Consider the following 21,606-nt stretch of genomic DNA (forward strand, 5'->3'; position numbering starts at 1 on the left):
TCATGCGTATTTCGACTTCATGGGGTGCACAGCAAGCGGTCAACCAGATGCTGGATCGCCAGTATCAGCTGTCGCAGACCCAGCTTGCCCTGGGCAACGGCAAGGCCATCCAGACGCCGTCCGACAATCCGGCGGCCGCCGCGCGCGCCGTCGACGTCAGCTCGGCCAGCGCCCAGAACGATCAGTACACGCGCAACATCAACTCGGCGACGACGCGACTGTCGACGGAAGAAACCGCACTCACCTCGGCCGGCAATATCCTCGACCGGATCCGGTCCATCACGCTGGAAGGCGTGAACGGGACGCAGACCGACGAATCCCGCCAGTCCATCGCCACCGAGCTGCGACAGACGCTGAATCAGCTTGTCGCGCTCGGCAACAGCAAGGACGGCCAGGGCGAATACATCTTCGCCGGTAGCCGCACCACCACGCAGCCGTTCACGATCGACGGCCTGTCGGTGAGCTACGGTGGCGACCAGACCCAGCGGATGGTCGCAGCGGCCGCCGGCCTCCAGGTTGCGACGGGCGACAGTGGCGATGACGTCTTCATGTCGATCCGTGGCGGCAATGGCACGTTCGTGACGACCGCGGGTGCAACGAACACCGGAAGCGCCGTTGTCGGCGGAACCTCGGTCACGGATGCCACGCAGTGGGACGGCGGCAATTACACCGTCAACTTCACCTCGGCGACCACCTACGAGATTCACGACGCGGCCGACCCGACGGGCACGCCTCTGTCGACCGGCACGTATACCGGTACCAGCGGCACGATCAGCTTCAAGGGCGCGCAGCTCAATGTCACCGGTACCCCTGCGGCGGGCGATTCGTTCAGCGTGGGTCCGTCATCGTCGCAGGACGTGTTCTCGACCATCGCCGGCATCATCAATGCGTTCGAAGCGCCTGGCGGCGGCGCGGCCATGAACAACCAGGTCAACGCCCAGCTGCAGAATCTCGACCAGGCGGCCACCAGCCTGCTGAATACGCGTACCAAGATCGGCGCACGCATGAACACGCTCGATCAGCAGTCGGACATCGGTTCCGACGTCAAGCTTTCTTATGACAGCACTTTGTCGGATCTGACCGAGCTGGACTACGCGAGCGCAGCCAGTAAATACACCCAGCAGCAGACGGCGCTCGATGCCGCACAGCAGGCCTACGTGAAGATGCAGAATCTGTCGCTCTTCAATTACCTGAAATAGAACGCGCCTCGACGTTCGCATTCGCGACATTTCAAGGCGGCCGCAAGGTCGCCTTTTTTGTGCGTGAAATCCGGCCCCATCTTCCTCCGGGCCCCACGTGGAACTCATCCACCGCCGTCACTAGTCCGCCAGCGAACCGCCGATCACCTCTTACGGCGAATTCCCTTTTAGCGGGCACGCGACGCCGTCGCGTAAGCGGCGTGCCCGCCACGAGAGAAGGACATTCTCATGGCTCTCACTATCAGTACCAACATGGCATCGCTCAACGCGCAGCGACACCTCGGCATGACCCAGAGCAGGCTGGCCGAGGCCATGCAGCGCATCACCTCGGGCAAACGCATCAACAGCGCAAAGGACGACGCCGCCGGTCTCGCTATCGCGACACGCTTCACCACGCAGATCAACGGTCTCGCACAAGCCCGTCGTAACGCCAGCGACGGCATCTCGCTGTCGCAGACCAGTGAGGCGGCGCTCGACGAGGTAACGGCCAACCTACAGCGCATCCGCGAACTGGCGTTGCAGTCGGCCAACGGCTCGAACTCCGGTGTGGACCGGCGCGCGCTCAACAACGAGGTGGTCGAGCGCCTCGAAGAAATCACCCGCATCGCCACGCAAACCAATTTCAATGGCATGAAAGTGCTGGACGGAAGCGGCTCGCGCTTCACCTTCCAGGTCGGCGCCAACGTGGGCGAAGTGATTCAGGTGGGCCTTGGGCAGGGTATGCGCGCGGATCAGGTCGGTCAGGTGGCGAGTGGCTCGGTGGATATAGCATCGGCGTTCGTCTCCAAGCCTTACGCGTTCACGCAGGATCCTGCGAAGGACTGGAGCAACGCCAACGGGCAGAGCCTGGGTACGGTGGACTACGATGGCGTCAGGGTCGACTGGTCGCTCTATAAAGGCGACACGGTCGACACTGCGCGTGGCTTTCTCGAAGGCAAGCTCGGTCGTGACTTCAGGGTTGCCGCCAACGGCGACAAACTGGACATCGTGAGGGTAGGGGGCGACCGCCTCAGCCTGGCTAAAGGCGATCTTTCATTTACCAATGGCAGCGGCGAGAGCGTCGACATCATCGGATCGTTCCGGGACACGCAAAGCGTCGCCGATGCCATCAATGCCAACGGACGAAGCGGTCTCTCCGCCTTTGTCGGTGAAAACGGGTCGTTACGCTTCGATTCGCGGTCGGCCGTCAGCGTGTCGGGAGCTCTGGCAGGCAAGCTCGGATTTTCCAGCGATTACGCCATGGACACCGCGACATCCCTGGCCGATGGCTCGGTGCTTACGCGAGATGCGGCATACGCCCTGGTGGCACGCGTCGACGCGTCACTGGAATCGGTCAGCTCGACCCGGTCCACGCTGGGTGCCGTGCAGAATCGCCTGGAGTCCACCATTCGCAACCTCGACAGCATCCGGCAGAACATGACGGAGTCACGCAGCACCATCATGGACTCGGACATCGCGGAGGAGACCGCAAAGAAGACGATGGCCATGATCCTTCAGCAATCGGGTGTCTCGGTGCTCGCACAGGCCAATTCGTCTCAACAGCTCATCCTCAAATTGCTGGAGTAATTCCACGGCCAGGCGGCACAGGCTCAGGCGCCCCCGCGAGTCCGCCGGGGCGCGTACTTCCGCTGCCGAATCAACGTATCTGGCGTTATGAAATTGACCCTAAACCCGGAGCCGACCCTGCCGATAAATTGACTGACGGAGCCTGGGCGTCACCGCCTACACGGTTTCGATCAAGAAAGTTGTTGACAGGTAGAAAAAGTTCTCAAGTTTCCTCCCGGCGTGCCGTAAACCTCTCTGAGGCGGAAGGCTTCCTTCACGGAACCCCGCCGGACTACGCCGCACAACCTCCGGCATTTCGGTTCCGCTTAAAAAGGATCAATCCCATGGCACTGACCATCAACACCAACATCATGTCGCTGAATGCTCAGCGTAACCTGAGCACCTCGCAGACGAAGCTCTCGTCCGCGATCGAGCGCCTGTCGTCGGGTAACCGCATCAACAGCGCGAAGGACGACGCCGCCGGCCTCGCGATCTCGACCCGCATGACCACCCAGATCAACGGCCTGAACCGCGCGGTTCAGAACGCCAACGACGGCATCTCGCTGTCGCAGACGACCGAGTCGGCCCTCGACGAAGTCACGAACAACCTTCAGCGCATCCGCGAACTGGCCGTTCAGTCGACCAACGCCTCCAACTCTTCTTCGGACCGCGCCGCGCTCGACGCCGAAGTTCAGCAGCGTCTGTCGGAAGTCACCCGTATCGCCACGCAGACCAACTTCAACGGCATGAAGGTCCTGGACGGTTCCGCCCAGAACCTCAGCTTCCAGGTCGGCGCAAACGTCGGTGAAGTCATCAACGTCAGCCTGAACCAGGGCATGAAGTCCAACCAGGTCGGTCAGCTCGCCACCGGTTCCGCCACCCCGTCCCTCGTCGCTACGGCCGCCGTTGCCGGCTCCAAGGGCACGACGGTCGCCGGTCAGGCTACGACCAACTTCGACTTCTCGACCACCGCGTCGTCGTTCACGGTCAACGGCCAGACGGTCACGCTGAACCAGGACTACACCAACGCCGCTGGCCTCGCCACCGCGATCAACAACCAGCTGTCGGCCAACGGCGCCGGCGCCTCGGTGACGCAGAACGCTGGCACGTTCACCTTCACCAACTCGGCCAACGGTGCAACCTCGCCGACCGTCGGCGGTGCAGGCGCGGCCGCGCTGTTCGGTACCACGACGTCGACGGCCGGTACGGCCGACGTCGCCGTCGGTGACGCCACGCCGATCACGCTGGCTGCGGGCGACCTGACCCTGCAGGTCGGCAGCAATGCCGCCTTCAGCGTCACCGGTACCTTCAAGACCACGCAGGACATGGCCGACGCCATCAATGCTAAGTCGGGCGAAGGCATCAACGCCTATGTCGCCACCGACGGCTCGCTGAAGTTCTCGTCGTCTTCGGCCATCACGGTCGGCGGCACCAAGGCGGCGGCGTCGGGCTTCACCGCTGGTGCGATCGCTGTATCCACCACTTCCACCCTGGCAGATTCCAGCGTGAAGACGGTCGATGGCGCCAACGACACGATCAACCGCATCGATGCCGCCCTGCAGTCGGTTTCCGATCTGCGCTCCACCCTCGGCGCGGTGCAGAACCGCTTCGAGTCGACCATCTCCAACCTGCAGAACATCTCGCAGAACCTGACCTCGTCGAAGTCGGCCATCACCGACGCCGACTTCGCTCAGGAAACGGCGAACATGTCCTCGGCTCAGATCCTGCAGCAGGCCGGCGTCTCGGTCCTCGCCCAGGCCAACCAGAGCCAGCAGATCGTTACCAAGCTCCTCCAGTAATCCGGTGACACCGCCAACCCGGGGCTTCCCCGGGTTGGCAGGGTAATTGCTTAGTTGTCCACGGCTGGCTCCCACTGGGGGTCAGCCGTCGACAAATTGGCGCCCCGGGCAGTGAGGCGTCTTCACGGAGAGTCTCATGGCCACCAGTAGCAGCACCGTTACGCTCGGATCCAGCTCCATCGACGTCGCATCCATCGTTACGAACCTTGTGAACAACAAGCGTGCGGCGAAGGACAGTCAGATCTCGACGGCTCAGACCAGCACCAGCACGCAGATTTCGGCGATCGGCAATTTCACCTCGTCCCTGACGAGCTTGCAGGCCGCCATCAAGTCCCTGACCGACGGCACCGCGTTCTCCACGCTGAAGACCTCGATCGGCGACTCCACCGTCCTCTCGGCGACGACGGATTCCACGGCCAAGGCCAACGTCTACAACATCGCCGTTACCCAGCTCGCTACCTCGCAGAAGACCACCTCGGGTGCGTTCGCCAGCGCGAAGACGACCGAGGTCGGCACGGGCACCCTGAGCATCGCGGTGGGTGACAAGTCCATGAGCGTCGATATCGCCTCGCCGGCGAACACGCTGCAGGACGTGCGCGACGCGATCAACAACTCAAAGTCCAATCCCGGCGTCACCGCCAGCATCGTCACCGGTACCGACGGCGCGCATCTGGTGCTGACCTCGCAGACCACCGGCGCGGCCAATGCGTTCACGGTCACCTCCAGTGGCGGCGACGGCGGCCTGGCGCAGCTGGATTTCGATCCCGCGACGGATACCCCGACCATCAAGGCGCAGGACGCCTTGTTCACGGTCGACGGCACGGCGGCCAGCAGTCCCACCAATACGACCTCGACGGCGATCGACGGCGTGACGCTGTCGCTTGCCAAGACCGGCTCGAGCAGCATCACCATCAGCAACGACACCAGCTCGGTCAGCACGGCGATGCAGTCGCTGGTCACCGCCTATAACTCCTTCGTTTCGACCTACAGCACGCTGACCAAGTACGACGCGACCAACCAGCAGGTCGGCGCCCTGATCGGCGATGCCACGGTCAATTCGATCAAGAGTCAGGTCTCCCAGCTGCTGGGTTCGCAACTGACTGGCGCCACAGCCAGCCCGCGCTCGCTCAGCGACCTGGGCGTGTCTTTCCAGGTCGACGGCACGCTGAAGTTCGACAACACGAAGCTGAGCTCCGCGCTGAGCTCGAACCCGAGTGGCGTGAAGGACCTGCTGAGCGGCACCAACGGTATCGCGCCGAAACTCGACAAGCTGGTCACCGGCTGGACCTCGTCCAGCGGCATCCTGACCCAGCGCACCACCAATCTGAATGCCAAGCTCAAGGACCTGGCCGATCAGCAGACCGCCTGGGACTCGACCATGACCGACTACACGAAGCGCCTGACCACGCAGTACACGGCGCTCGACACCATGATGACCAAACTCAGCAGCACCAGCAGCTACCTCACGCAGCAGTTCGACGCGCTGACCAAATCGTCCTGATCGCAGGACAGGAAACCCACATGGCACTTGGATACTCCCGCGGCGCTGGCGCCTACCAGCAGGTCCGCACCGGTGGCGGCCTCGAGCAGGCCGACTCGCACGGTCTCATCACCATGCTCATGGATGGCGGTCTGGAACGCATTCGCCTGGCGCTGGCGTGCATGGCTACGGGCAACGTCGCGGGCAAGGGCGAGGCCATCTCGAAGACGATCGAAATCGTCGGCGGTCTCCAGTCGGGCCTCAACCACGACGTGGCCACGCCGCTGGTTTCCCAGCTGGACGCCCTGTACGACTATATGAGCCGCCGTCTCGTACACGCCAATCTGCATAACGACGCCGAAGCCCTCGAAGAAGTCGCGCGCCTGCTCGGGCAGATCCGCGACAGCTGGGTGGCCATCCCGGTCGAGGCTCGTCAGCTCGCCGGAGCAGGCGCATGAACGACACCCTCTGGTGCGACCTCCCGCGCGTCCTCGACCTTACCGAGTCCATGCATGCGGCCGCCAGCGAAGGTCGCTGGGATGAGCTCACTGAACTCGAAGCCCAGCGCGAGCCTGTCCTGCGGCAGGGCAGCATGCGTCCGGCCCCCGAAACGCTCGAGTCGCTGAAGTCCATCATGTTGCTGGATGGCCTGATCAAGGATCTCGTCTCGGCCGCTCGCGACGAGACCGCGGCGCAGTGGGACACGTCCCGTCGGGTTCGCCGCGCCGTCGCCGCGTATAATTCGTTCTGATCGACACATCCTTTGGCGGGGACGGACGGATGACTGACGAAGCGTGGAAGGCATTCTCCGATCGCGTAGCCTGGGATTCCCGGTTTCACGCCACCTGTGAGATCACCGAGCGTCCCGATCCGGCCGGCCTGGCCTTGATCAACGACCGCAACACCAATGTCCTGGTCGCCGTGTCCGCCCTCATGGACCGGCGCAGTGACACTGGCGAGGACGACAGCCCCCTGACCCAGGAAGTGGCCCGTCTGGACGCCAAGCTCAACGTCCTGATGGAGATCGTCAACCGGCTCCTTCTGCCTCAGTCCGTCCTGCCACCCCGCATTCCGGTCCGCGTGAACGCCGCCGGCGCCGCCTTGCCATGGGACGGCCTGCCCGCCGTGGGCACCCCGGTGATGCTGAAGCTGCATTTCGACGTGTGCCGGGCCCTCCCGCTGGAGCTGCCGGGCGTTCGCCTCGCCGGTCCCACGGACGGCAAGGGCTTCATCGCCTTCGAGGGCCTGACGGAGTCCGTCCGCGACGGTATCGAGCGACTGGTGTTCCGCCAGCACCGCCGCCAGGTCGCCGAAGCACGAGCCCACGCACGGCCTCAGGACGGCTCGGGCGAGTGAAGTGACCTTTTACGTCACGTGACGTAGGAACGTCGCGTGGCGTCCTGCGTCACATTCGTGACGCGTGTTGTCAGGGCTGACACCACGGGGCGTCCTCACGTCGTCATCACTTGCCGAAAAGGTTTTCCTCACACCTCCGCAAGCCCCGTACTTACGTGGATGTCGGCCTTGTGGCGCCAGAATTCCGGCGTTGGCACGCTCCTTGATTGATACCTTGCAACGAAGGCGACGGGATTCCATCGCGAACCCGCTCACGGGCCTTCGATCACACGCAACGTGAGGTATCTCAGGATGAAGTCTTCCAACTTTCTCGTCGTCGAATCCGACGCATCGCGCGCTGAAACCGTCGCTTCCGCGCTGGCTTTCCTGGGTTACCGTCCCGTGCTCGCTCATCGCATGCAGGCTGCGGACGCCGCCGAAGGCTGGCGCGCCGCTTATGTCGGTACGGTGGAAGACGAAGCCGAACTCGAAGGCTATCTGGCTGCCCTGGGTCGCCACGGCCGCAACCTGCCTCTCCTGGTCTCGGCCGATTCCCCGGTCGCCAGCGCGCTGATCGCCGGCGACGACGCGCAGAGCCTCAACGTCGAGCTGATCGACATGCCGCTCCGCTACGAGCGTCTGTCCGAGGCCCTGCGCACCCTGCAGTCGCGCATGCAGCCGGTACAGAACCACCTGCGCTTCGTCGGCCAGTCCGGTCCGATGCAGCGCGTCAACGCGCTGATCCGCCAGGTGGCGCCGTTCGATTCGAGCGTCCTCGTGCTGGGTGAGTCCGGCAGCGGTAAGGAGCTGGTCGCCCGCACCATTCACGACTGCTCGCCGCGTCGCGACAAGCCGTTCGTCGCGATCAACTGCGGCGCCATTCCGGCGGAACTGCTCGAGAGCGAACTGTTCGGTCACGAGAAGGGCGCGTTCACCGGCGCGATCAGCACCCGCAAGGGTCGTTTCGAAATGGCCGAGGGCGGCACGCTGTTCCTCGACGAAATCGGCGACATGAGCCTGCCGATGCAGGTGAAGCTGTTGCGTGTCCTGCAGGAGCGCGTTTTCGAGCGCGTCGGCGGTAATCGCCCGCAGCGCTGCGACGTGCGCATCATCGCCGCGACCCATCGCGACCTCGAAGGTGCCATCGAGCGCGGCGGTTTCCGGGAAGACCTGTTCTATCGCCTGAGCGTGTTCCCGCTGGAAATGCCGGCCCTGCGCCAGCGCCTCGAAGACCTGCCGGCCCTGATCGCCGAGTTCAATCAGCGCCTGCTGCAGCGTGGTCTGACCTCGGTGCGCTTCGCGCCGAGCGCCATGACCGCGCTGTGCCGTCACCCGTGGCCGGGCAACGTGCGTGAGCTGTCCAATCTGGTCGAGCGTATGGCCATCCTCATGCCGCAGGGCGAGGTCCGTGCGGCCGACCTGCCGGAAAAGTACCGGGGCGCACTTCCGATCGAGGAAGTATCGGGTGCGGCACTCATCGCGATGATGGAAGCCGAGCCGGAGCCGGTGGTCGAGACCTTCGGTTTCTCCGGCGACAGCGATCCGGCGGTGCTGCCGCTCGGTGGCCTCGACCTGAAGGACCACCTGGCGGGTATCGAGATCGGCCTGATCCGTCAGGCGCTGAACTCGGCCAACGGTGTCGTCGCCCATGCGGCCAAGCTGCTGCGCGTCCAGCGCACCACGCTGGTCGAGAAGCTGCGCAAGTACGGCCTGTCGGAAACCGTGCAGGCCGGTTGAGTCGCGTCGGTTTGGCACACCTCGTGCATCGGGTGTCGGTAAGCCGATAACGCGTTGGAAAACCGTCATGACCACGATCGATGTGAACAGCCTGCTGCTCCAGATGCGCCGCATCAGCGCGCAGACCGAGATGCCCGCGATCCGGGGTGTCGGCGAAACGGGGCAGGCGGCGAAAGGTTCCTTCGGTGACGTGCTCAAACAGTCGATCGACGGTGTCGCGCAGTCGCAGGCCAAGGCATCGCAGATGGCGTCGGCATTCGAGCGCGGGGACCCGGGTATCGATCTGGCGCAAGTGATGATTCAGGGCCAGAAGGCGGATCTTTCCTTCCGTGCCATGACCGAAGTGCGCAACAAGATGGTCGATGCGTACAAAGAAATCATGAACATGTCGATCTGATCGCGTTGATCCGATCCGGCATGAGCAACCTCACAGGATTCGAGTTTCCCCATGGCAGATAACGGCGTCGCCACCACGGACAGCAGCACGGCCTCGCGCATGGACTCTTTGAAGTCCCTGTCGCAGACGCCGGCCGCCCGTCAGCTCTTCATGCTTGCCGGTATCGCGGGTGCGGTGGCGATCGGTATCGCCGCGGTCATGTGGTCGCGCGCACCGAACTACGGTCTGCTTTACGGCGGCCTCGAGCAGAAGGACGCCGCCGCGGTCACGCAGGCGCTGCAGGCCGGCAATACCCCTTACACGCTCAGCACGGACGGCAGTTCCATCTTCGTCCCGGCCGCCGACGTCGCCGGCGTGCGCCTCAAGCTGGCGGGCCAGGGTCTTCCGCAGGGCAGTGCCGCCGCCGCGCTGCCGCAGGCCGATTCGCCGTTCGGCATGAGCGATATGGCTGAGCGCTCGCGCTACCAGTCGCTGCTCGAAACGGACCTCTCCAATACCATCGCGGGCCTGCAGTCGGTACGTGGCGCGCGCGTGCACCTCGCACTGCCGAAGCCCTCCGCTTTCGTGCGTGACAACAAGCCGGCCTCGGCGTCGGTGGTCGTGTCGCTCTATCCCGGTCGTCAGCTGGATCAGGGCCAGGTGGCCGCCATCGTTCATCTCGTGGCTGCCAGCGTGCCGGACCTCGATACGCGCCAGGTGTCGGTGATCGATCAGACCGGCAACCTGCTCACCGTCAGCGACCCGGACAGCGCCTCCGCGATCGGCGACAGCCGCCTTCGCCTGTCCAATCGCATCGAAGCCACCTACACGCAGCGCGTCGAAGACCTGCTCACGCCGCTCGTCGGTGCGGGCAAGGTGCGTGCCCAGGTCTTCGCCGACCTGGACTTCTCGCAGACGGAGAAGGCCAGCGAGGTGTTCAATCACGAGAACCCGGCGCTGCGCAGCGAACAGACCAGCAGCGACACGCGTACCGAGCCGAACGGCAACGCCGGTGTGCCCGGTGCGCTGAGCAACCAGCCGCCGAACACCGGTGGTAACCCGACGGCGGCCAACCCGGCCGCCGGTAACGGCAAGCCCGCCGCCGGCCAGAACGCCAGCACGCAGACCGCCGCCACGCCGACGCAGCAGTCGCAGAACGCGACGCGCAACTACGAACTCGATCGCACCGTCAGCCATGTCACGGACCCCGCCGGCAAGGTGGCGCGTCTGTCGGTGGCCGTGGTCGTGGACAACAAGCAGGTGCCGGACAAAGACGGCAAGATGAAGAGCGTGTCGTTCACGCCGGAAGAGCTGACCCGCCTGACCGAACTGACCAAGAACGCGGTGGGTTTCAGCGCGGACCGGGGCGACAGCGTCAGTGTCATCAACGAGCCGTTCCGTGCCGCCGTCGCCGAGGAAGAGCCGCAGGGCATGCCGTTCTACGAGCGTCCCGGCATGCTCGATCTGATCAAGCAGGGGCTGGGCGTGATGATCGCGCTGATCGTCGGCTTCTTCGTCCTGCGCCCGATTCTCAAGGGGCTGCTCAAGCCCGCGCCGATCGCCATGAACAACGTCGCACTCGCCGGTCCGATGCCTTCGGTGTCGGTCATGGTGGACGACGACGACATGTCGCCGGATCGTGTCAGCACGTCCTCGCCGCAGCTGGGCTCGCCCGCGCTGCTGGCTTACGAACAGAAGGTGGGTCTCGCCAAGCGTATGGCCGCCGAAAATCCGAAGCAGATCGCGCAGGTCGTGAAGAGCTGGGTATCCGACGATGGCAGCTGAGTCGAAAGAGGCCCTGACGGGCGCACAAAAAGCGGCGATCCTGCTTCTCACCCTGGGTGAAGAAGACGCCGCGTCCATCCTCAAACACCTCGGCGCACGCGACGTGCAGGCCGTGGGCTCGGCGATGGCCGCGCTGAAGAACGTCAGCAAGGAGCAGGTCGAGCTGGTGCTCACCAAGCTTCAGGAAGACGTCGGTCAGCATACGTCGATCGGCGTGGGCACCGAGGAATACATCCGCCGCATCCTCGTCAACGCACTGGGTGAGAACAAGGCCGGCGGTCTCATCGACCGCATCCTGCTCGGTCGCAGCAGCAAGGGTCTCGAATCGCTGAAGTGGATGGAAAGCCGTGCCATCGCCGAGATGATCGGGCAGGAACATCCGCAGATCATCGCGCTGGTGATGGCGCATCTCGAGTCCGATCAGGCCGCCGAAGTCATCGGCTACCTGCCAGGCCGTACGCGCAGCGACGTGGTGATGCGTATCGCCACACTCGACGGTGTGCAGCCGCACGCGCTCAACGAACTCGACGAAATCATGGAACGCCAGTTCTCCGGCAATTCCAACAAACTGAAGTCGGCGACCGTCGGTGGCCTCAAGGCGGCCGCGGATATCCTCAACGCGATGGAAACCTCGCGTGAGGCCGAACTCATGGCGTCGATCCGCGGCATCGATTCGGGCCTGGGTGAGCGCATCGAAGAACTGATGTTCGTCTTCGACGACCTCGCCGACCTCGACGATCGCAGCATGCAGACGCTGCTGCGCGAAGTACCTTCGGCGCGCCTCATCACGGCCCTCAAGGGTGCCGAGGTGGCCATTCGCGAGAAGATCTTCGCCAACATGTCCAAGCGTGCGGCTGACATGCTGCGCGACGACCTGGAGGTCAAGGGTCCGGTCCGTCTCTCCGAGGTGGATGCGGCACAGAAGGAAGTGCTGGCTACCGCGCGCCGCCTGGCTGACGCGGGCCAGATCAATCTCGCCGGTGGCGGGGAAGAGTTCGTCTGATGAGCCTTACCTCGATCCTCGCCCGCGAGCGCGTCGACCAGTTCGAACGCTGGGAGCTGCCCGTCGTGGGTGGTCCCGATCCGCGCGAGGTCGTCGAGCAGGAGGACGATGGTCCGCACCGGCCGACCGTGGCCGAGATCGAAGCGATCGAGCGCCAGGCTCGCGAAGAGGGTTTCCATGCCGGCCTGAGCGAAGGTCGTGCGATGGCGAAGCGCGAACTGGATGCACAGGTCGCGCGTCTCGACGCCTTGTTCGCCGCCGTGGAGCGCCCGTTCGCGGATCTCGACGCCGACGTGGCCGGTGATCTCGCCGTGCTCGCCACCGTCATCGCCGAGCGCGTGCTGGGATATGAGATCGCGACGCGCCCCGAAAAGATCGTCGACGTGGTTCGTCAGGCCGTCGACGTGCTGCCGGCTGGCAGCCGTCAGCTGAAGATTCACCTCAACCCGGCGGATGCGGCGATCGTGCGTGAGCACCGGTCGTCGGTCGATCACGAGGGTTCGATCGTCGACGACGCCGCGCTCGAGCGCGGTGACGTGCGCCTGGAGAGCGAGCACTCGCGCCTGGACGCGCGCCTCCGGACGCGACTGGCCGCGGTGATCGACAGCGTGCTGGAAGGCCGTGTCGAAGAGGCGGAAGCCGATGCGCTGGACGAACCGGCATGAACGCCGAATCGCATACCGCCGGACGCGTCGCGCACTGGCGCCAATCGCTGGCGGCGCAGCGCGCAAGCGCCGAGGGCGTCAGCCCGATGCAGGCCGAAGGCAAGCTTCGCCGCGTCGTCGGGCTTACGCTCGAGGCCGTCGGCTGCGAAGCGCCGGTCGGTGCTCGCTGCATGGTGACCTCGGCGAACGGCAAACAGCTCGAAACGGAAGTGGTTGGCTTTTCCGATGGCCGGCTTCTGCTGATGCCCACGGGTGAAATGCACGGTGTGCTGCCCAATGCGCGCGTCACGCCGGTGGCCGCCGTGTCGGGCATTCCCGTCGGTGATTCGCTGCTCGGTCGTGTCATCGGCCCCGACGGCGTCCCGCTCGACGGTCAGGGTCCGTTGCTGGCGCGCGAACGGGTACCGCTGCGCCGCGACCCGATCAACCCGATGCTGCGCCAGCCGATCGATACGCCGCTCGATGTCGGCGTGCGCGCGATCAACTCATTGTTGACCGTCGGTCGCGGCCAGCGTATCGGCCTGTTCGCCGGTTCCGGCGTCGGCAAGTCGACGCTGATGGGCATGATGACCCGTTTCACCGACGCCGACGTCGTCGTGGTCGGCCTGATCGGCGAACGAGGCCGCGAAGTAAAGGAATTTGTCGACCATACGCTGGGCGAGGAAGGTCGCCGTCGCGCGGTGGTCGTCGCCGCCCCCGCGGACGCGCCGCCGCTCAGTCGCCTGCGCGGCGCTCAGGTCGCGACCGCCGTGGCCGAGCATTTTCGCGACCAGGGCAAGCGCGTCCTGCTGCTGATGGATTCGCTCACCCGTTATGCCCAGGCGCAGCGCGAGATCGCGCTCGCGATCGGCGAACCGCCGGCCACCAAGGGTTATCCGCCGTCCGTATTCGCGATGTTGCCGGCGCTGGTGGAGCGCGCGGGCAACGACGCGGAAGGTCGCGGCTCGATCACGGCGTTCTACACCGTGCTCACCGAAGGCGACGATTACCGCCACGATCCGATCGCCGACTCCGCGCGCGCCATTCTCGACGGTCATATCGTCTTGTCGCGCGACATGGCGGAAGCCGGTCATTACCCGGCGATCGACATCGAAGCGTCGATCAGCCGCGTCATGCCGGCGGTCGTCAGCAAGGATCACATGCGTTCCGCCCAGCGCTTCCGCCAGGTGTATTCGGCGTATCGCCAGCAGCGCGACCTCATCGCGGTGGGGGCGTACCAGAAGGGCAGCGATCCGCGTACGGACGAAGCGATTGCCTTGTATCCGCGTCTTTCGGCCTTCCTGCAGCAGGAAACCGATGTGCCGGTGGATCTGGCCGATGCGGAAGCCGGCCTCGTCGATGTCGCGAGGACTAACTGATGGCCTCGCGTGCCGACCGCCTGCAACCCGTTGTCGATATCGCCGCCGAGAAGGCGGAGGACGCGACGCGTTCGCTCGCCACGCACCAGCGGACGCTTGCCGAGAGCGAACAGCAGCTGGCCGAGCTACGTCGCTATCGCAACGAGTACGCGGCGATGCCCGATGGCATCGGCGTCAGCGCGTTGCTCAACCGGCAGCAGTTCCTGCAGAAGATCGACATGGCCATCGTGCAGCAGATGAGCGAAGTCCAGCGTCGTGAGCAGGGGCTCGAACGAGCGCGCCAGTCGTGGGCGGAGGCCCGCGGCCGTGCCAAGGCGCTCGAGTCGGTGACCACCAGGTATCGCGACCAGGAACGTAAGTCACAGGATCGTCGGGAGCAGGAACAGGCCGACGAGCGCTCGCAGTACCGCCGTAACCCGAGGGGTTCGGCATGATCTCACCGGAAGCACCGCATGAATAACGCTACTGTCGCCCTCAACCTCGCCCGCCCGGTCAGCCAGGCACCCACGTCCGCGTCGAACGCGACGGCCAGGGCGAACGACGACACGACCCCGTCGAAGCGCTTCGACGCGGTACTCGACAGCGCGCATGCCCAGGCGCACGCCGGCGCCGGCGGCACGGTCAGGCCGCATGCGGCTGACGCCCATGCCAGCAGCCGCGGCAACGCACCGTCCGACACGCACAAGGCGAAGGACGACAGCGCCGACGATCGCGACGACAAGAGCACGACGTCTGCCAAAGCCGATGACGGCAAGGTTACGAGCACGAAAGCGGATAAGACCGCCAATCAGGATGACGCGAAGAAGGACGACACGTCCGACAACGACGACACGTCCATTGCCAGCACGATGCTCGCCCTGATCGGCGTACCGCCCAAGGTGACCGAACTGGCGTCGAAGACGCTGGGTGCCCTGAAGGGCGCCGCCGGGAAGACGGGCGATCTCAGCGCTGGCGCGTTGGCCATGGGTCTGCCGAACGCTGCCGCTGCCGCCGTGACCGGTGGCGACGGCAAGGGTGCGATGCTGGCGTCTACCGAGGGCGCCGGTGCCCTTGCCGATGCGACCGCGTCGACGGCCGCCGGATCCCCGCTGGCTGCGCTTCTGGCCGCGCGCACGGTGACCGTGGGCACGGGAAAGGAGGACGCGGCGTCGCCTTCCGATCCGACGACCAGCCCGATGCCGCTGACCCACACGCCCGGTCTGGCACCGGTGGACGGCGCGGCCTTGCAGGTACAGGCCACACAGGCCGCCACCTCGCCGCAGTTCGCCCAGGAACTGGGCGAGCAGATCGCCTGGATGGGCGGTGGTGACGTCAAGGAAGCGCGGATCAAGTTGCACCCCGAAGAGCTGGGCAGCATGGACGTCCGCGTGAATGTCGACGGCGGCAAGGTCAATGTCGCGATCATGGCGCAGCACCCGGCAGCGGTGCATGCCGTCCAGCAGACGCTCTCGCAGCTCGACACGATGCTGGCGCATCACGGCCTGTCGCTCGGCCAGACCGACGTGGGTCAGCGCCAGAACGGGCAGGATGACGGGCATGCCGGCAACGGCGGCGCGGGGCAGGGTGGCGCGGACGATGCACAGGGCGCGACGGTCACACTGGCGACCTCGCGCGTATCCCGCAGTCTGGTCGACGAAGTGGCCTGACGATCGATTGGGTGGCGACGAATTGGCGCGCGTCAATTCGTCGTCGCGGCGACGGCGCGTATTCGGGGCGACAACGACGGCGCGACGCGAAGCGGGATGCGCATCACGCTACATGTACGCAGATGGCACGTCGCTTGCAACAATGCCCGTGAGCCCATCGGGCAACGACGATATCGCATTCGCATCACAGAGGTTTTTCACGCATGGCCGCAGCACAGATGGACGCGCCCGAAGGCGCTCCCGTAAAGAAGAAGGGCAAGGGCAAGTTGCTGATCATCGGCGCGGTCATCGTGCTGGCGGCGGGCGGTGCGGGCGGCTGGTTTCTGATGAAGGGCGGCCACGGCAAGACGAGTGCGGCCGATGCCGCCGCGGCGGCCAAGGCCAAACCGGCGGTTTATCTGCAGCTGGATCCGGCCTTCGTGGTCAATTTCCAGGACGAGGCGGCGCTGCGTTTCCTTCAGGTCGGTGTGAACGTCATGTCTCACGACCCGGAGGCGATCGCCGCGGCGAAGGAAGCCGATCCCGAGATCCGCAATGCCTTGCTGATGCTGTTCTCCGCGCAGGACGTGAAGTCCCTGTCCGACGTCAAGGGCAAGCAGAAGCTGCAGGCCGCCGCGCTCGCCGAGATTCAGCGCGTGCTGAAGGAAAAGATCGGTCGCCCCGGGGTGGACGCGGTCTATTTCACCAGCTTCATCATGCAGTGACGGGACACCCGCAGCCATGAGCGACATTCTCACCCAGGAAGAAATCGACGCCCTGCTCGCGGGTGTGGAAGGCGGTGCCGTCGAAACCGAGGTCGAGCTGCCGCCACCGGGCGGTGTGCACGACTACGATTTCACCCAGCAGGACCGTATCGTGCGCGGGCGTCTGCCCACGCTGGAGATGGTCAACGACCGTTTCGCCCGGTATTTCCGCGCCAACCTGTTCAACGTGCTGCGCAAGTCCTGCGAAGTGTCGGTGCTTGGCGTGAAGATGACCAAGTTCAACGAGTACGTTCACTCGCTGGCGGTGCCGAGCAATCTCAACCTCATTCGCATCAAGCCGCTGCGCGGTACCGCGCTGATGGTGTTCGAGCCGCGCCTGGTGTTCACGGTGATCGACAACTTCTTCGGTGGTGACGGCCGGTACCACGCGCGTATCGAGGGCCGCGACTTCACGCCGACCGAGAACCGCGTGATCCAGATCGTGCTGGCGGAGGCCTTTTCGGCCATGGCGGAAGCCTGGGCGCCGGTCCTCAAGATGCAGTTCGAGTTCCTCAATTCCGAGATCAACCCGCAGTTCGCCAATATCGTCAGCCCGACCGAGACGGTGGTGGTGTCGCGCTTCCATATCGAGCTCGACGGCGGCGGCGGTGAAGTCCATCTCACGCTGCCGTATTCGATGGTCGAGCCGATCCGTGAACTGCTCGATGCCGGTGTGCAGAGCGACCGGGCCGAGCGCGATGAGCGCTGGATCCAGAACCTGCACGAGGAAATTCTCGATGCGGAAGTGGAGATCACCTCGATGCTGGCCGAAGCGCGCCTGACCATCGGCGACTTCCTGCACCTGCGCAAGGGCGACATCATCCCGATCAGCCTGCCCGAAACGGCAACGGTCTTTGCCGAAGACGTGCCTATTTTCCGGGGCCGCATGGCCAACTCCGGAGGCAACAAGGCGGTGCAGTTCGATTCTCTGATGCGCAAGCGCGGCGAGGGCAGGGCGATGCCGGTGACCACGACGGAGCCGATGCCCGTACTGGCGTGAAGTGCCGTCAATGGACCGGCTCGGTGACTAACTGCCGTCGAGCGTCAGGTTTCCGCCGAGCGTCACTTTCCGGGCGCGAGACGTGACCGGAAAGCGTCGTTCAAAGGACTGAAAAAACACGGTAAATTTACAGTCTCCAGCGTTTCGACAGCGTGGCACGCGGATTGCTTCATAGCTCCCGTAACCCGGTAACGACACTCTGGAACGGACATGAACGAATCCACGCTCGACAATATCGAAGGCACCGATGCCGCCCTGGCCCGGACCATGGGGCTCGGCAGCGAGGTCAACCTCGACGTCATTCTCGATGTGCCGGTCACCATGGCCATGGAAGTGGGCCGGACCAGGATCAGCATCCGCAACCTGCTGCAGCTCAACCAGGGCTCCGTCGTCGAGCTCGACCGCGCCGCCGGTGAGCCGCTGGACGTCTTCGTCAACGGTACGCTGGTCGCCCACGGCGAAGTCGTGGTCATCAACGAGAAGTTCGGTATCCGGCTGACCGACGTGATCAGCCCGGCCGAGCGCGTCCGCAAGCTGCGGTGATTCCCATGCGCCGTACTGTCGCCGCCTTCGCCGGTGGCTCCCTTCCCTGCGCCCTGATGGCGGCTCCGGTCGCCGCTCCGGCGGTCGATTCGGGCGCGGAACTGGTCCGCGTCCTGATCAGCCTGCTCGGCGTCGTGGCGCTCATTTTCTTCGTCGGCTGGATGGCTCGTCGTGCTCAGGCACGGGTGAGTCCGGGTGGCCGGAAGATCCGCGTCATCGAATCGATGCCCGTGGGCATCAAGGAAAAAGTGATGTTGCTGGAGGTTGGCGGCACGCAGATCCTGGTGGGTGCGTCGCCTGCGGGCGGGCTGCGTACGTTGCATGTGCTGGAGACGCCGGTGTCGGACGATCCTTCCGTGCCCGCGGCCCCTGCGATGCGTGGGTTTCGGGACGTGCTTGCTCAGTGGAAGCGGTCGTGAGGGGGGCTCGCGTCGCCCGCGGGGCGGGCTCCTTCAGGCGCTGCTGCCTGTGGATGGCTTTTTTTGTGTCGCTGCTGTTGCCGCTGGCTTCGTTCGCGGCGGATCCGCCGGGCATTCAGCTGCTGAACGTGCAGCCGGGCGCCAATGGCGGCCAGACCTGGTCGCTGTCGATCCAGATGCTGGCGCTGATGACGGCGCTCACCGCGCTGCCGGCGATCCTGCTGATGATGACCTCGTTTACGCGGATCATCATCGTCCTGGGTTTCCTGCGCCAGGCGCTGGGTACCAACAGCACGCCACCCAACCAGGTGATCCTGGGGTTGTCGCTGTTCCTCACCCTGTTCGTGATGACGCCGGTGATCAACAAGGCGTATGACGCCGGGATCAGGCCGTACATGGACGGTCAGATGACCGTGCAGGACGCGCTGCCGCTGGCCGCCGCACCGTTCCGTCACTTCATGCTCGAGCAGACGCGTGAGCCCGACCTGCAGCTGTTCACCAGGCTGGCCGGCGAGCAGCCGTACGCCGACAAGGACGCCGTGCCGTATCGCGTGGCGCTGCCCGCCTTCGTCACCAGCGAGCTGAAAACCGCCTTCCAGATGGGCTTCCTGCTGTTCATCCCGTTCCTGATCATCGACCTCGTCGTGGCCTCCGTGCTGATGTCGATGGGCATGATGATGGTCTCGCCGATGATCATCTCGCTGCCGTTCAAGATCATGCTGTTCGTGCTGGTCGACGGCTGGACACTGCTGCTCGGCACACTGGCGGGGAGCTTCTTCCAGTGACGCCGGAATCGGTCATCGCGTTCGGCCAGCAGGCGCTGCACGTCGCCATGCTGATCGGTGCCCCGCTGTTGCTCACCGCGCTGGCGGTGGGCTTGCTGGTGGGCATGATCCAGGCCGCGACCCAGATCAACGAGCAGACCCTGAGCTTCATCCCGAAGCTGATCTGCATGGCGCTGGTGATGATCATCACCGGTCCGTGGATGCTGCGTACGCTGGTGCAGTTCACCCGCACGCTCATCGAGAGCCTGCCTCAGGCGGTGCGCTGATGCCGATCGACCTGGGCCAGCTCGAGGGGTGGGTCGGCGGCGCCATGTGGGCGCTGGCCCGCATCTCCGGGCTCATGCTAGTCGCGCCGGTACTTGGCTCGACGATGATCCCGATGCGTATCCGCCTCGGTCTGACCGTGCTGCTGACCATGGTGCTGGCCCCGCTGGCGCCGCTGGATATCCGGCCGCTGTCGGCCGCGGGCGTGGCCGTGATGTCGCAGCAGGTGCTGATCGGCGCGGCGCTGGGCTTCATCCTCAAGCTGGTTTTCGAGGCCGTGGCGTTTGGCGGCCAGTTCCTTTCACAGGCCATGAGCCTGGGTTTCGCCGAGACGGTGAACCCGGGTGTCGGCGGCACCACGCCTGTCATCAGCCAGTTCTACACGATGCTCGTCACCCTGATGTTCCTGGTGATGAACGGCCATCTCCAGCTCATTTCGCTGCTGGCCGACAGCTTTCGCAGCATGCCCGTGGGCGACGGTGGCATCGGCGCCGATGGCCTGTGGGGCGTCCTGAGCTTCGCGTCGCATCTGTTCTCCGGCGCCGTGCGCGTCGCCCTGCCGGCCCTGACCGCGGTGTTGGTGGTCAACCTCGGTTTCGGCGCCATCAGCCGCTCGGCGCCATCGATGAATCTCTTCGCGGTCGGCTTTCCGATCACGATCTGCCTCGGCGTCCTCGCCGTATGGCTCTCGCTGCGCGCCCTTCCCGGTGCGTTCGACTCGTTGCAGACGGCCGCGTGGGACACCATGCGCCAGTTGATCGGGAGGTAACCGGCCGTGGCCGAGGGCGCCGACAACGAGGACAAAACCGAATCACCCAGTGACAAACGCCTTCGCGAAGCCCGCGAGAAGGGCGATCTGCCGCGCTCGCGCGACCTGTCGACCGCCGTGGTGGTGCTGGCGGGCGTCGCCACGCTGATCGCCTCGCGCGACCAGATGTCCATGCACGCGGCCAACATCATGCATGTCGGCCTGCGTTACGGGCGCGATGACCTGTTCGCCGCCAATGGCCTCTACCACGCGCTGATGACCGCCGTGATGGAAGGTTTCTGGATGCTGGCGCCCGTGTTCATCGCGACGATGATCGCGTCGGTGGCCGCGCCGACCCTCATGGGCGGACTGAACTTTTCCTTCGAGGCGCTCATTCCGAAGTTCGACCGTCTGGACCCGATCAAGGGCTTCGGCCGGCTGGTGTCCCTCAACGGCCTGGTCGAGCTGGGCAAGTCGGTGCTCAAGCTCATCCTGATCGGCGGCACGCTGGTCTGGTTCCTGCGGAAAAGCACGACCGAGATGTACATGGGCGGCACGGGTCCGGTGGCCGAAGGCATCGCCCGCGCCTTCGGGATCTTCGGCCACGCCTCGCTGATCTTCGCGGTGGCGCTCGGCGCCGTGGCCCTGGTCGACGCGCCCTGGCAGAAGTACAGCTTCACCAAGAAGATGAAGATGACCAAGCAGGAGGTGAAGGACGAGCACAAGGAAAGCGAGGGCAGTCCCGAGCTGAAGTCAAAAGTCCGGCAGATGCAGCACCAGATGGCACGCCGCCGGATGATGGAAGACGTGCCCACCGCGGACGTCATCGTGACCAACCCGACGCACTTCGCCGTGGCCCTGAAATACGACGAAAACCGCATGGGAGCGCCCCGCGTGGTGGCCAAGGGTGTCGACGTCCTGGCTCAGCAGATCCGCGATGTGGCGGGTGGGGCGAAGATTCCTGTGGTGGAAGCGCCTCCGTTGGCACGAGCCTTGTATGCAACTACGGAAATCGGACGCGAGATCCCGTCGGCGCTGTATGTCGCGGTGGCCCAGATTCTGGCCTACGTGTTCCGGCTGAAGCAGGCGATCGCCATGGGCGATCTCCCGCCGGAGCTACCGAAGCAGGAGATCGACCCGGACCTGCTCGGCCCCTACCGCATGGATAACTGACGA

General features: G+C 65.0%; 23 protein-coding genes. All 23 read left to right on the forward strand.

Features of this window, described 5'->3' with window-relative positions; translation table 11 throughout:
* Positions 1-2: 2 nt before the first annotated feature.
* Positions 3-1,199 carry a flagellar hook-associated protein FlgL gene (gene flgL / locus J2X57_RS12165; RefSeq protein ID WP_308847716.1) on the forward strand — a complete coding sequence of 399 codons (1,197 nt, stop codon included), beginning with the start codon at positions 3-5 and terminating at the stop codon, positions 1,197-1,199.
* A 228-nt stretch (positions 1,200-1,427) separates the two neighbouring features.
* Positions 1,428-2,765, forward strand: a complete 1,338-nt coding sequence (locus J2X57_RS12170) for a flagellin (protein WP_309867401.1) — start codon at positions 1,428-1,430, stop codon at positions 2,763-2,765.
* Between the two features lie 323 nt (positions 2,766-3,088).
* On the forward strand, positions 3,089-4,543 hold the full coding sequence (locus tag J2X57_RS12175; protein WP_309867404.1) for a flagellin: 1,455 nt from the start codon (positions 3,089-3,091) through the stop codon (positions 4,541-4,543).
* Positions 4,544-4,679: 136 nt separating this feature from the next.
* The gene (fliD, locus tag J2X57_RS12180; protein WP_309867407.1) at positions 4,680-6,044 is read left to right on the forward strand and encodes a flagellar filament capping protein FliD; all 1,365 of its coding nucleotides are present in this window, start codon (positions 4,680-4,682) and stop codon (positions 6,042-6,044) included.
* A gap of 20 nt (positions 6,045-6,064) precedes the next feature.
* On the forward strand, positions 6,065-6,481 hold the full coding sequence (gene fliS, locus J2X57_RS12185; RefSeq protein WP_036111193.1) for a flagellar export chaperone FliS: 417 nt from the start codon (positions 6,065-6,067) through the stop codon (positions 6,479-6,481).
* Entirely contained in the window at positions 6,478-6,774 is a 297-nt protein-coding gene (locus tag J2X57_RS12190; protein WP_051943373.1) for a flagellar protein FliT, read from the forward strand. The genes fliS and J2X57_RS12190 overlap by 4 nt, the downstream gene beginning before the upstream one ends.
* Before the next feature lie 29 nt (positions 6,775-6,803).
* Entirely contained in the window at positions 6,804-7,379 is a 576-nt protein-coding gene (locus J2X57_RS12195; RefSeq protein ID WP_051943375.1) for a PilZ domain-containing protein, read from the forward strand.
* A 291-nt stretch (positions 7,380-7,670) separates the two neighbouring features.
* Complete coding sequence (locus J2X57_RS12200) at positions 7,671-9,095, forward strand: sigma-54 dependent transcriptional regulator (RefSeq protein ID WP_079522536.1); 1,425 nt, start codon at positions 7,671-7,673, stop codon at positions 9,093-9,095.
* Between the two features lie 67 nt (positions 9,096-9,162).
* Positions 9,163-9,492 carry a flagellar hook-basal body complex protein FliE gene (fliE, locus tag J2X57_RS12205; RefSeq protein ID WP_036111201.1) on the forward strand — a complete coding sequence of 110 codons (330 nt, stop codon included), beginning with the start codon at positions 9,163-9,165 and terminating at the stop codon, positions 9,490-9,492.
* Positions 9,493-9,543: 51 nt separating this feature from the next.
* Positions 9,544-11,256, forward strand: coding sequence for a flagellar basal-body MS-ring/collar protein FliF (gene fliF / locus J2X57_RS12210; protein ID WP_036111204.1), 1,713 nt, complete (start codon positions 9,544-9,546; stop codon positions 11,254-11,256).
* 13 nt (positions 11,257-11,269) lie between these two features.
* A complete protein-coding gene (gene fliG / locus J2X57_RS12215; RefSeq protein ID WP_239709175.1) occupies positions 11,270-12,259 on the forward strand; it encodes a flagellar motor switch protein FliG in 990 nt (329 codons plus the stop codon).
* The gene (locus tag J2X57_RS12220; protein ID WP_052191361.1) at positions 12,259-12,924 is read left to right on the forward strand and encodes a FliH/SctL family protein; all 666 of its coding nucleotides are present in this window, start codon (positions 12,259-12,261) and stop codon (positions 12,922-12,924) included. Before fliG ends, J2X57_RS12220 begins: the two co-directional genes overlap by 1 nt.
* The gene (fliI, locus tag J2X57_RS12225) at positions 12,921-14,282 is read left to right on the forward strand and encodes a flagellar protein export ATPase FliI (RefSeq protein WP_036111209.1); all 1,362 of its coding nucleotides are present in this window, start codon (positions 12,921-12,923) and stop codon (positions 14,280-14,282) included. The genes J2X57_RS12220 and fliI overlap by 4 nt, the downstream gene beginning before the upstream one ends.
* Positions 14,282-14,716, forward strand: a complete 435-nt coding sequence (gene fliJ, locus J2X57_RS12230) for a flagellar export protein FliJ (protein ID WP_309867417.1) — start codon at positions 14,282-14,284, stop codon at positions 14,714-14,716. Before fliI ends, fliJ begins: the two co-directional genes overlap by 1 nt.
* Positions 14,717-14,734: 18 nt before the next feature.
* Complete coding sequence (locus J2X57_RS12235) at positions 14,735-15,928, forward strand: flagellar hook-length control protein FliK (RefSeq protein ID WP_309867420.1); 1,194 nt, start codon at positions 14,735-14,737, stop codon at positions 15,926-15,928.
* 203 nt (positions 15,929-16,131) lie between these two features.
* Positions 16,132-16,632: a flagellar basal body-associated FliL family protein gene (locus J2X57_RS12240; protein WP_079522540.1), complete on the forward strand. Its 501-nt coding sequence runs from the start codon at positions 16,132-16,134 to the stop codon at positions 16,630-16,632.
* A gap of 16 nt (positions 16,633-16,648) precedes the next feature.
* Positions 16,649-17,671, forward strand: coding sequence for a flagellar motor switch protein FliM (gene fliM / locus J2X57_RS12245; RefSeq protein ID WP_051943379.1), 1,023 nt, complete (start codon positions 16,649-16,651; stop codon positions 17,669-17,671).
* 210 nt (positions 17,672-17,881) lie between these two features.
* Complete coding sequence (gene fliN / locus J2X57_RS12250) at positions 17,882-18,214, forward strand: flagellar motor switch protein FliN (RefSeq protein WP_051943380.1); 333 nt, start codon at positions 17,882-17,884, stop codon at positions 18,212-18,214.
* A gap of 5 nt (positions 18,215-18,219) precedes the next feature.
* Entirely contained in the window at positions 18,220-18,633 is a 414-nt protein-coding gene (gene fliO / locus J2X57_RS12255; RefSeq protein WP_239709101.1) for a flagellar biosynthetic protein FliO, read from the forward strand.
* A 53-nt stretch (positions 18,634-18,686) separates the two neighbouring features.
* On the forward strand, positions 18,687-19,418 hold the full coding sequence (gene fliP / locus J2X57_RS12260; protein ID WP_043695314.1) for a flagellar type III secretion system pore protein FliP: 732 nt from the start codon (positions 18,687-18,689) through the stop codon (positions 19,416-19,418).
* Complete coding sequence (gene fliQ, locus J2X57_RS12265) at positions 19,415-19,684, forward strand: flagellar biosynthesis protein FliQ (protein ID WP_036111221.1); 270 nt, start codon at positions 19,415-19,417, stop codon at positions 19,682-19,684. Before fliP ends, fliQ begins: the two co-directional genes overlap by 4 nt.
* The gene (fliR, locus tag J2X57_RS12270) at positions 19,684-20,451 is read left to right on the forward strand and encodes a flagellar biosynthetic protein FliR (RefSeq protein WP_079522542.1); all 768 of its coding nucleotides are present in this window, start codon (positions 19,684-19,686) and stop codon (positions 20,449-20,451) included. Before fliQ ends, fliR begins: the two co-directional genes overlap by 1 nt.
* A gap of 6 nt (positions 20,452-20,457) precedes the next feature.
* The gene (gene flhB / locus J2X57_RS12275; protein WP_079522543.1) at positions 20,458-21,603 is read left to right on the forward strand and encodes a flagellar biosynthesis protein FlhB; all 1,146 of its coding nucleotides are present in this window, start codon (positions 20,458-20,460) and stop codon (positions 21,601-21,603) included.
* The last annotated feature ends 3 nt before the right edge of the window (positions 21,604-21,606 follow it).

It is taken from the genome of Luteibacter sp. 1214 (assembly GCF_031455395.1).
In the GTDB taxonomy this organism is placed as follows: Bacteria; Pseudomonadota; Gammaproteobacteria; order Xanthomonadales; family Rhodanobacteraceae; genus Luteibacter; species Luteibacter mycovicinus.